The sequence below is a fragment of the Desulfobacter sp. genome (assembly GCF_050177295.1).
Genome location: NZ_JBFXHE010000116.1, coordinates 1 through 11,302, shown reverse-complemented (window position 1 = coordinate 11,302; position 11,302 = coordinate 1). Strand labels below are relative to the sequence as shown.

Annotated in this window: 9 protein-coding genes and 1 pseudogene; 8 read left to right on the top strand and 2 right to left on the bottom strand. The window is 47.5% G+C overall.

Going from position 1 to position 11,302, the window contains the following annotated elements; all coding sequences use genetic code 11:
* The 3 genes and pseudogenes from AB7U36_RS10275 to pilB all read left to right on the top strand — a co-directional run.
* A pseudogene (locus AB7U36_RS10275) lies at positions 1–198 on the top strand (ABC transporter ATP-binding protein); the annotation flags it as partial.
* 1 nt (position 199) lies between these two features.
* Positions 200–415, top strand: a complete 216-nt coding sequence (locus tag AB7U36_RS10270) for a hypothetical protein (RefSeq protein WP_428159689.1) — start codon at positions 200–202, stop codon at positions 413–415.
* A gap of 18 nt (positions 416–433) precedes the next feature.
* A complete protein-coding gene (pilB, locus tag AB7U36_RS10265) occupies positions 434–2,671 on the top strand; it encodes a type IV-A pilus assembly ATPase PilB (protein ID WP_428159688.1) in 2,238 nt (745 codons plus the stop codon).
* Between the two features lie 28 nt (positions 2,672–2,699).
* On the opposite strand, the gene AB7U36_RS10260 is transcribed toward pilB, so the two are convergent.
* Entirely contained in the window at positions 2,700–3,131 is a 432-nt protein-coding gene (locus AB7U36_RS10260; protein WP_428159687.1) for a hypothetical protein, read from the bottom strand.
* 10 nt (positions 3,132–3,141) lie between these two features.
* Complete coding sequence (locus AB7U36_RS10255) at positions 3,142–3,963, bottom strand: response regulator (protein ID WP_428159686.1); 822 nt, start codon at positions 3,961–3,963, stop codon at positions 3,142–3,144.
* Positions 3,964–4,426: 463 nt separating this feature from the next.
* Between AB7U36_RS10255 and AB7U36_RS10250 the strand changes: the two genes are divergently transcribed.
* The 5 genes from AB7U36_RS10250 to AB7U36_RS10230 all read left to right on the top strand — a co-directional run.
* Entirely contained in the window at positions 4,427–4,759 is a 333-nt protein-coding gene (locus AB7U36_RS10250; protein ID WP_428159685.1) for a hypothetical protein, read from the top strand.
* A 59-nt stretch (positions 4,760–4,818) separates the two neighbouring features.
* Positions 4,819–6,471 carry a ribonuclease J gene (locus AB7U36_RS10245; protein ID WP_428159684.1) on the top strand — a complete coding sequence of 551 codons (1,653 nt, stop codon included), beginning with the start codon at positions 4,819–4,821 and terminating at the stop codon, positions 6,469–6,471.
* 15 nt (positions 6,472–6,486) lie between these two features.
* Positions 6,487–8,901: a DNA translocase FtsK gene (locus AB7U36_RS10240; protein ID WP_428159683.1), complete on the top strand. Its 2,415-nt coding sequence runs from the start codon at positions 6,487–6,489 to the stop codon at positions 8,899–8,901.
* 5 nt (positions 8,902–8,906) lie between these two features.
* Positions 8,907–9,533 carry a class I SAM-dependent methyltransferase gene (locus AB7U36_RS10235; protein WP_428159682.1) on the top strand — a complete coding sequence of 209 codons (627 nt, stop codon included), beginning with the start codon at positions 8,907–8,909 and terminating at the stop codon, positions 9,531–9,533.
* An 807-nt stretch (positions 9,534–10,340) separates the two neighbouring features.
* On the top strand, positions 10,341–11,302 hold a 962-nt coding region (locus AB7U36_RS10230), incomplete at its 3' end, for a flagellin hook IN motif-containing protein (RefSeq protein ID WP_428159681.1).

Sequence of the window (11,302 nt, the reverse complement as noted above, 5' to 3'; positions counted from 1 at the left end):
GCCCGGGTGAACAAAGAACTGCTTGACGCGTCCCAGGATCAGGACGGATTAAAAATTGCCACTTTATCCAAAGAACATGCTAAGCTGGAATCGGACATTGAAACCCTGTTTGACGCCTTTGCGGAAATAACCGAACAGGCAGACAGGATAAAAAAAATTTTTGACCGGGAATTATCCGGGCTTGAAAGTGTGGATTAAGATGGACAAACGTACGCTTAAATTTTATTATGGCATTATTTTGATCGCCGTGGGCATCGCGGTGTTCATAAGGGTTCCCCAGGTGATACCCCAGGTTGAGACCATTGAGTTTTTTAAAAATAAGATTGGAATTGTAAAATTCTGTTTCTATTTTCTATGCGTTCTTCTGGTACTGGCCGGCGGCATCCGGGTGGTCAAAAACTATAAAAAGTCGTAACACACTTCAGGATATCTTATGGCCAGCGGCACTGTTCTAAAATCCGGGTCCAGCCTTAAGTCTACCATCAAAGATCAGTCTGGTGCCGGCAAAGTGAAAATCGGTGAAATCCTTTCCAAAGAAGGGCAGATCACCTCCATTATGCTCAACGAGGCCCTCTTGGTCCAGAAGAAGACCAACGAGCGGCTTTCGGGTATCCTGCTTCAGAAAGGCTATATTGATCCGGACACCATCATCAATGTGCTGGGACGACGATACAACTACAGGGTTGTCACATTCTCTGAAATAAAGCCGGATCCCCGGGCATTAAAACTTCTGCCCTATGATGAAGCCAAAAACAATCTGGTTTTTCCCTTGAAACTATCCGGGGACGATTTACAGGTCTGTATGGCAGAACCCACAGATACGGATGTGGTTGCAGATCTTGGAAAGAAAACAGGAAAAAACATCCGGGCCTTTGTCTCCACTGAAAACGATATCATCCAGGCGTACCGTGATTTTTATAAAATTTCCGATGAAGCGTATAAAAGTTTTCTTCATTTTGAGGACGAGGCAGAAGAGGATGAACCGGTAACATCTGTTGAGGATTTCGGCTCCCTGGTTTCCGAGGCTGCCGAGGAGATTGAGGTGGGCGGCAGCGCTGATTCAAACGCCGGCCAGGATGCGTTCATGGCCTCGGATGCGCCCATCATCAAACTGGTAAACGGAATCTTAACCAAAGCAATCAACGACGGTGTGTCTGATATACACATTGAGCCCTTTGAAAAAACCTTTCAGGTGCGCTACCGCCTGGACGGCGGCATGTACAAGGCCATGAACCTGCCGCTGTCAATTAAAAATGCCGTGATTTCCAGGATAAAAATTCTGGCCGCCCTGGATATCGCCGAGCGCAGGGTGCCCCAGGACGGTCGGATCAAACTCCGGCTGGGCAGGAAGAAGTCCGTGGACTTCCGGGTATCCACCTTGCCCACCCTGTTTGGTGAGAGCATTGTCATGCGTATCCTGGACCAGAGCGCACTAAGCATTGATCTGACCCGTTTGGGATTTGAGCCCGGCACCTTTGAGATGCTCAAACGCTGTATCTCCAGACCCTATGGACTGCTTCTGGTTACAGGGCCTACGGGGTCGGGAAAAACCACGACCTTGTATTCCATTCTCAACCGTCTGAACAAGGATGATATCAAGATCCTGACCGCTGAAGACCCCGTGGAATTCAATTTTAAGGGTATTAACCAGGTGCCCGTAAAAGAAGAGGTGGGCATGACCTTTGCCGCAGCACTGAAAGCCTTTCTCAGACAGGATCCGGATATTATCATGGTGGGTGAGATCCGTGATCTTGAAACAGCAGAGATTGCCATCAAGGCTGCCATGACAGGCCATCTTGTGTTTGCCACCCTGCATACCAATGACTGTCCGTCCACCATTGGACGGCTTGTGGACATCGGCATTCCACCCTATATGCTTGCCTCATCCGTTACCATGGTTTTGTCCCAGCGTCTTGGGCGCAGGCTTTGTCCGGAATGCAAGCAGGTGGTCACCGGCTATAGTCCGGAAGACTTGGAATCCTACGGTTTTAACAAGAGTGAAATTCCGGGTCTGACCATGTACGGTCCTAAAGGCTGCCCCCACTGCAATGGTACGGGATACAAAGGCAGGGTCGGGTTGTATGAACTCATGGAAGTGTCCGATGAGGTCGGTAAAGCCATTTCTGCCGAAGTATCTGAAGACCAGCTGCGCAAGGTGGCCATCTCCGAAGGCATGATTACGCTTCGGGATGCAGGCCTTATTAAGGTAAAATCCAGAGAGACCTCCCTGGAAGAAGTGTTAAGAAAAACCGTTATCTCAAAAGAGGCGCTGCCGGCCTATCTGGTAAACCCCGATATTGAACAATACGAGGACAAGGATGTGATCATTCGTGAAGGGAACACGGATATTGACTTTTTCAAGCTTGTTCAAGGCGCTGTTTATGTGGTCAAGGGCGGTAAAATGATTGCAGAAATTACTCAGCCCGGAGAGTATTTCGGCGAAATGGCAGCCATAACCGGTACACCAAGATCTGCGTCCATTATTTCAAAGGGGCGCGCCCAAATTAAGCGGTTTCCGGGAGACAAGCTCATTGAAGTCATAGAGAAATATCCTGAAGTGGCCAAACACCTTTTCACCGTCCTTGCCGACCGTCTGAACGAGACAGACCGCAAGCTTGTCTCCCTTTACAACCAGATCAAAAAACGTAACGTCAACAAAAACGGCGACTGACCCTAACGCTCTAAGTTAATGAACTTGATTACTCCGGATTAATCCAGTACTGGGTCCACGGGCATCGTTCCTTGTATGGATAGCGGATCAATTCCGTGGCAAGAATACGAAAATCCTTGTTCCTGATGGTGCAATAGGAAACCACTTTTTTTCCTTCCAAGTCCCTTAACCCGAGGGCAACATACAAGGTCCGGTACTGCCCTTGAACATCGCACTTAACAGCCCCGGTAAGGATGGTGATATCCAGTTCTCTGGTAACATTGAAAAGGTTTATCATGGTCACTGAAAAATTTTTTCCTTTAAAATGGCTTTCAGCATCTGTCCGGGTAAGCTCGCATTGAATAAAATTTTTAAATCCGGCCTCCAGTTCATAAAACGCCTGGTCTTCCCCACGTCCGGTTCCTGGAACCGTGAGAAAAATTATCAATAGAGCGTTGCAGAATCTTGTTATTTTATCCATGTTATCAATTTTATCCGTTGGCATGTTGTGCCGCAGTTTCCTCTCCAGGTTTGATCAAGGTTTTTATGGTTTGTTGAAGGCGGTTCAATACCACGGGTGTAACCGTAACTGTCCCTGCTCCTGAAAATTTTGACAGATATTGCCGTTTGACCTTTTCGTTATTATATCCGGTTTCCACAAGTATGGGTATTTTGTGATCAAGCTTGAGCAGTTTATCAACAAAGGCCTCGGAACCCATACCGGGCATATCGTAATTCACAATGACCATCTTGAATTTTTCAGGCTGATTTCTGAATATTCCCAAAGCCACTTCAGGATCGCCTGAAATCATGCCGACATACCCCATACGCTTGACTACGGTATCAATGAGTTCACTGCGTTTGTTATTTTTATCCAGTACCAGAATATGTCCCTGCCCAGCCATAATCCAGGGCTGCGTATCTGACACATCCTTGTCGTCAAAAACACGGCTGCCTTTCATTGACCAGGTCGCAGGATCAAAGGGATGGACATTTGTCACATCGGTTTCATAAACTTTTGAAGAAATAAACAAATCGTTTTCATCATCAGGAACCTTGACAATGAAACCTTTATCCTGGGCAACATACCGGCGCAGCCACGTGCGGTATTCAGGATGTTCCCCAGTGAGCACCAGTATCTTTAAGCCCGCATGGGAACGCACCTGAAAGGAATGGTAAATCATAGGGGCTCTGGCATAGTCTTCCTGGTTTTCCATGTAGTTTTCCTCTACAAATTCAACCACGAAATCTCTGGCCCGGCAGGGCAGCGCCGTTGCAATCAAAACAAACATCAGGATAAAATAACGTGTCATAGCTGTTTTCCCAAAATTCTTGTGGTTCAGATAATAACACTATCGGCATATCAACCTCATTAACTTAAGCGTTAATGGTAAGAAACTGGAAACAAGATGGAGACAATCAATCCTGCACAGGCAGCTATAAGTACATGGACAGAAATAAATCCATATTAAGAAAACGAAATTGTAAATTCCTTACCGACACTTGCCAATAGACATTATATCTATTTTACATATTTTTGACTGAGACTGTTTCCCAAGAGCGGAATTTCAGCCTCAAGTTGTGCAATCCGCAAGCAATGACCATAGCCAGATCAGCAAAATCTTTGATCCAGTTTCGGAATTTGTTTTTAACAATTCTGCATCTCAACTTTCGTTGCTTTTTTTGAACACCGAAAGTTGAGTTATTTAAAATTCATTCCTAAGAGTTTAAGTTCAGGTTGCATAGTTCAATGCTTATGTGTTAATTAACTGAGCCATGAAACAATATGTCATAGACGGCTTTACGCTTAAGGATTACACGGCATTAAAACAGTATTTTGATACCTATCTTGAGCCTGCCACCGTGGGCGGAATCTACTGGCTTGAGCTGGACCCCGGTGTTTTAACAAAAATCCAGGCCACCCATAAGGCCTGCGCTCCCCACGTATTTGCCCTGATGCTGGAAGAAACCGCCTTGTCCTGTGAGCTGTTGGTCAGAATTAAAACCAGTATCAGGTGTGATTGTATGGGCTATGCCACGGTTGAGCAGCGCAATTGGCTGGTGGACTGGGCCGACGCCGTTCTTGAAAAGCTGTCCATTTGTATTTGATATCTTAATATTTGATTTCTTGTAGTTGATAGCGGCCAGGATAATTCAGGATAATTTAAATGCTTAAACTCATACCCCTTGGGGGGCTCGGAGAAATAGGCCTGAACATGATGGTGGTGGAGTATGAGGATGTCATCTTCATCATTGACGCAGGCCTCATGTTCCCTGAAGACCATATGCTGGGCGTGGATATTGTTATTCCGGCCATGGATTACCTTCGTGAGAATATGAATAAAATTGAAGGCGTTCTCCTGACCCATGCCCATGAAGACCACATTGGGGCCTTGCCCTACCTTTTGCGCGAAATCCGTCTGCCCGTATATGGCACTGCCTTTACCCTTGAAATTGTGCGCAACAAGCTCATTGAGTTTGATCTCAATACTCATGTGGACCTTAACCTGGTCAACCCGGGAGAGGTACTCACCATTGAACCTTTTGACATAGAGTTTATCCGTGTCAGTCATTCCACCATTGACGGTGTGGGTATGGCCATCACAACCCCCGAAGGTGTTGTGGTTCATACCGGAGATTTCCGCATCAGCCACTCTGCCGATATTATGAAAAATACCGATATTTCAAGTTTTGCCCGGTTTGGCGAAAAGGGCGTGCTGGCGCTGCTGTCTGATTCCACCAATGTGGAAGTAGAGGGCTATGCCATGTCTGAACAGGAGGTTGCAAAAAATTTGGGCGAATTGGTTGAAGCCTCTGCCGGACGGGTGATCGTTGCGCTTTTTGCCTCCAATGTGTTCCGGATCCAGCAGGTGATTGACATTGCCAGACACAATAACCGCCGGGTCATATTCAATGGCCGCAGCATGGAGCAGATTACGGATGTGGCCATGCGTTTAGGCTATCTTGACTGTCCCCCGGGCTTGGTAGTGGATATCAAACAAATTCATAATCTTGAGGATCATGAAGTGGTGATCATCACCACAGGCACCCAGGGTGAGCCCATGTCTGCGCTGGCCCGCATGGCCTCGGGGGTTCACAAGCACATCAATGTCCGCAAAGGCGATACTGTGATTTTGTCGAGCAAACATATACCGGGCAATGAAAAAGCCATTGCCGGCATTATCAACAAGCTTTACCGGAGGGGCGCCGACGTTGTCTATTCCAAGATCGCCCAGATTCATGCTTCCGGCCATGCCCACCAGGAAGAGCTTAAGATGATGATTAACCTGACAAAACCTAAATACTTCATTCCTATCCACGGGGAATACCGGCATCTTGTGATGCATGCAAGGCTTGCAGAAAAACTGGGTATGCCCCGCAATAACGTTATTGTGGCGGAAAACGGCCAGGTCATTGCCTTTGACAGCGAAAATGGGGGGCGGGTCGTGGAGCGGGTGCAGACCGGCCGGATTCTTGTGGACGGAAAAGGTATCGGGGATGTGGGCCGCTCCGTGCTCAAAGAGCGCCGGGAATTGTCCGAGGGGGGCCTTGTGGTGGTCACCATGATCATTGACGAGGAAACAGGGGTTGTGCTGTACGGACCGGAACTGATTTCCAAGGGCTTTGTATTTGATTCTGCCACAGGATACCTTGTGGACGATGCCCAGTGCGTGATCCTGGAGATTGTTGAAGAGATTGAAGCCGGGATTGATTCCCGGGTGGAATTGATTCGAAAAAAACTGCAGCGGGCCCTTAAACAATATTTTGCCTTTGCCATTAACCGAAAACCCTTAATTGTACCCATTATCATTGAAGTATGAAAAAAGAACTGAAGTATGAAAAAAGAACTGTACGGCATTTTTCTCCTATTCCTGATTATCCTGACATCGATAAGCCTTTTTTCATACCATGCTGCCGACCCTTGCGTGGGAAATCACTTTTTTACCCTTCCTGACCATGTTCACAATCTGTTCGGCCTGATCGGCGCTCATGTTGCCGGGCTGTTTATATTTTTGTTTGGCATTGGCGCCCTGTGGGTGCCTTTGATTCTTTGTGTTTTAGGTCTGTTGCTTATCAGAAAGAAATCCCTGGAAACGATCTGGCAGACCCTGACAGGGGGACTGATTCTGATGTTGACTACGGGTGGTATTTTTTTCCTGTTTAAAGAAACCTATGCGTTTTCCGACACCACGATTTCTGCGGGTGGAAGGGTGGGGGGCCGGTTTGCAGGGGTTTTGCTTAAATACGCCAATACCACCGGCTGTGCCATATTATTATGTTTTTTTGTGCTGGTGGGCTTTATGCTGGTTACCGGCATTTCTTTAAAAGATGTGCTTAATGTGGTTTGGAGCCGGCTGGTCCGGCTTGCCCGGACAATTAAACAGGACATGGCCGAAGGTGCCGGGTATTTAAAACAGACCCTGGAAAACAAAAGGCAGGAGAGAAAAGCAGCAGGGATTGCCCGGGCTGAAAAATTAAAAGCTTTGACTATACTGCCAAGATCCCATGAAAAAAATAATGGCGATGATGTTAGATTTGATGTCGATGAATTTAATATTGATGACTCTGATATTGATGATGCCGATTTTTCTCCCATTTCGGAAACAAACAGGGATGTGATCCAGGAAAATTCTGATGCCCCCATGCCCGGCCCCCGGAATATCTCTTCACCTAAAAGAAAACCCGAGCCCGAAAAATCCTTGGCTCCCACCATTGTCGCGCTGGAAACTGATGACAAGGAGTATGTGGCAGACATTTCCGTAAACGATATCTGGGAAAAGCCCGACTTTGTTCTGCCTGGTTTGTCTTTTCTGGATGAGAAACAAAAAACCCGCAGACATATAGACACGGAGGAACTCCAGAATAAAGCAAGTATTTTGAAAAAAAAGCTGGAGGATTTTAATGTTAAGGGTGAGGTTGTGGAAATTCTTCCCGGACCTGTGATCACCACCTTTGAGTATCGTCCGGCGCCCGGCATCAAATTGTCAAAGATCGTAGGGCTTTCCGATGACCTTGCCCTTGCCCTTGCCGCCATCTCCATCCGCATTGTGGCTCCGATTCCGGGCCGGGATGTGGTGGGTATCGAGATTCCCAATAATGAGCGTGAACTGGTAAATTTACGGGAAATGATCGCATCCAGGGAATTTGTCCAGTCCAAATCTTTACTGACGCTTGGCCTTGGAAAGGATCTTCTTGGTCAGCCCGTGGCCACCAAAATGGATAAAATGCCCCACCTGCTCATTGCCGGTGCCACAGGTACGGGTAAAAGTGTGGGGCTGAATTCCATGATCATCAGTTTGCTGTACAAGGCCACCCCCGATGAGGTCAAACTCATCATGATTGACCCCAAACGTATTGAGCTGTCTGTGTATAATGATATTCCCCATCTGATTACCCCTGTGGTCACGGATATGAAAAAAGCCACCAATGCACTTTTCTGGGCAGTCCGGGAAATGGAGCGCCGGTATGAGCTGCTGGAATTGTCTGGCCTGAGAAATATAGGCCAGTTCAATGAGATGGTCGAAGAACGGCTCATGGCGCTTGATCCGGACACCTCTCCCGGAGATATTGAGCTGCCCGGCGGACTGCCCCTGGAACGCCTGCCCTTTATTGTGGTGATCGTGGACGAACTTGGGGATTTGATGATGGTGGCCTCCAAGGACGTGGAATATGCCCTGACGCGCCTGGCCCAGATGGCCCGGGCCGCAGGTATCCATCTGATCATCGCCACCCAGCGTCCGTCCGCTGACGTGCTCACCGGCACGATCAAAGCCAATTTTCCCACCCGGATATCTTTTCAGACCTCTTCAAAAATCGACGGCAGGATCATTATTGACCAGGGGGGACCTGAGAGTCTGCTTGGCAACGGAGACATGCTGTTCTCTCCCCCGGGCACAGGAAAGCTCATGCGCATCCAAGGCGCCTTTATTTCCGAAAAAGAGATTGGCAGGATTACCTCGTTTCTTAAAGATCAGCGACAGCCGGATTATAACGAGGAAGTGATTCAGGGCGACGATGACGGCCAGGAAAAAGTGTTTGACGAATCCGAATATGATGAAAAATATGATGAAGCTGTGGCCCTGGTGACCAAAGACCGTCAGGCTTCCATTTCCTATGTCCAGCGCCGGTTGCGGATCGGTTACAACCGGGCTGCCCGGCTCATTGAGATGATGGAGCATGAAGGGATTGTTGGCCCCCAGATCGGTTCAAAACCCCGGGACATACTGGTGAAAACTTATGATGAGGATTAGAATGCGTGACTGCATTACTTGATTTTGAATTTTTAAATACCATCAAGGGGTTTATGGATGACGATGAGGCCCTTCGTTTATATGATCTTTCCCTGGCTGCTTCCAGGACCGGGCCGGTGCTTGAAATCGGCTCCTATTGCGGACGGTCTGCTGCCATTATCGGGTCTGCCTGCAAGCAGAACAGCGGCATTTTATTTTCCATAGACCATCATGCAGGCTCCGAAGAACAGCAGCCGGGCGAGGCATATTTTGACCCTGACCTTTATGATAAGAAAACGTTAAGCGTCAATACATTTCCTTTGTTTCGCCTAACCCTTTCCCGGGCAGGCTTAGAAGAAACGGTGGTACCCATTGTCTGTGCCTCAAAAACGGCAGGCCGCATGTGGAAGACACCGCTTTCCATGGTCTTCATTGACGGCGGGCATTCTTTTGAAGCGGTGCATACGGATTTTTTGACCTGGGCACCCCATATTATGCCGGGGGGCTTTCTGGTCGTCCATGATATATTTTTCAATCCCGAAAAAGGGGGGCAGCCCCCGGGCCAGGTGTATGAACTGGCCCAGGCAACCGGTCACTATGATGTGCTTGAGATGACGAAAAGCCTGGGCGTTCTGCGGGTAAAAGAATCATAAGTAAGTGGACAAAAATAATTCTTGCTTTATCTTGTTTTGCAATAAATCACTGTTGTTTTTTTAATTTGCATAGCACTGAAAGGGACTGATAGAAGGCAGTTCATGGCTCATGTCGTTCTGCTGATGGGTAAAGGAGGCCAGAAGAAAAACTCCCCTCATTACTGGAAGATATAAAAAGGATAGTCGATCCGATCTGCCAAACGGATCCTGCTTTCCATTCCACTCGGCTGTATTCACCAATAACAGCAAAAGAAAATGATAGAAGATAAAATTATTCGTATCAATGGGCTTGAAAAATGAGGGCTTGAAAAATGGGCTGTTGATATTCCATGTTATCCTGATCGATAGTGGGATATTTTATTTTGATCTTACGCCTTATACTATCCGTATGAGCCATTCGAAATTGGCATTAAACAGCAGGAAAATTACATGCGGTTGCCCTGAACCCCATGGTTCTACTGTGGTCTACGCCGGGAGGAAAGCCACTTTTTATCCTGGGTTAAAACTTTATCATAATAAAAATCTCAATTGATTGATTTCAAGTTAATTAAATATTTTTTAGAAAATTCAGTAATATATCTGTTTTTAAATATGTGATACATTTATAACTTTCCATCTTCCGGTATAGTTATCCATTAAAGATTGCCTTTTTTATCACGATAACTGAACAAAGGATTAATCCAAAAGGCGGCTGATCCCCGCAAGAAAAACCTTTTAACCCATTCTTCAGACGGATCTGACGAATGGCGGCAAGTGACCTGGCAATGATGCCGTCACTTCAACACCAAATTCACGGAGGAAATAATCATGAGTTTAAGTATTAATACCAACGTTGCCGCACTCACCGCCCATAGAAATATGGTTGCCACAAACAACGATATGACCACATCCCTGACCCGGCTTTCCACAGGTTTAAGGATCAACTCTTCAGCGGACGACGCATCCGGCCTCACCATTGCCGATTCTTTGGCAGCCCAGGCAGACGGCCTTGGCCAGGGCATCCAGAACGCCAATGACGGTGTTTCCATTGTCCAGACCGCAGACGGCGCCCTTGAAGAGTCTGTCAACATCGTTAACACCATTAAAACCAAAGCCATCCAGGCTGCTTCCGACACCCAGACCACGACGACCCGGTCTGCCATCCAGGACGACATTAACAAACTGCTGGAAGAGCTGGACAGCATTGCCACCACCACGTCCTACAACGGCATGCAGCTTCTCAACGGTACCTACACCAACAAGGTCATCCACACCGGTGCATCAGCCAATGAGACCTCTTCCATCAGCATTGGAAACACTGAATCCGATTCCATCGGCCATATTTCAACAGCCACGTTGGCACTGGATGATCAAGAAGGCAGCACCGTTCAGTTGTCCATCACGTCAAACATCACCGGCCAAGAGATTGACCTGAAAGCAATTACCATTGAAGCCAATAATAAAGAGGAAAACGGCCTTGGTGCCCTGGCCGATGAAATCAACTCGGTGTCATCCGCCACCGGCATCTCTGCCGTGGCTGTTGTGGAAACCACCTCCGAGAACGCAATTCAGGCAGGCACAACAGGAAGTGATTTTTCCATCAATGGCGTAAACATAGGCGCCATCAATGTCGAAGACGGCGATTCCGGCTCAGCGCTGGTTACGGCCATCAATGACAAAACCTCTGAGACAGGGATTTCCGCCGTCAATAATACCGAAGGCACCATTACTCTGACATCTGACGACGGACGGGTTATCAGTGTTACCGGTGATTTAGGCGGCGTGTTCGG

Bases quoted from the DNA above. Each gene is read 5' to 3' on its own strand.
- AB7U36_RS10250 (WP_428159685.1), top strand. From the start codon at position 4,427: ATGAAACAATATGTCATAGACGGCTTTACGCTTAAGGATTACACGGCA.
- AB7U36_RS10245 (WP_428159684.1), top strand. From the start codon at position 4,819: ATGCTTAAACTCATACCCCTTGGGGGGCTCGGAGAAATAGGCCTGAAC.
- AB7U36_RS10255 (WP_428159686.1), bottom strand. From the start codon at position 3,963: ATGACACGTTATTTTATCCTGATGTTTGTTTTGATTGCAACGGCGCTG.
- AB7U36_RS10260 (WP_428159687.1), bottom strand. From the start codon at position 3,131: ATGGATAAAATAACAAGATTCTGCAACGCTCTATTGATAATTTTTCTC.
- AB7U36_RS10270 (WP_428159689.1), top strand. From the start codon at position 200: ATGGACAAACGTACGCTTAAATTTTATTATGGCATTATTTTGATCGCC.
- AB7U36_RS10240 (WP_428159683.1), top strand. From the start codon at position 6,487: ATGAAAAAAGAACTGTACGGCATTTTTCTCCTATTCCTGATTATCCTG.
- pilB (WP_428159688.1), top strand. From the start codon at position 434: ATGGCCAGCGGCACTGTTCTAAAATCCGGGTCCAGCCTTAAGTCTACC.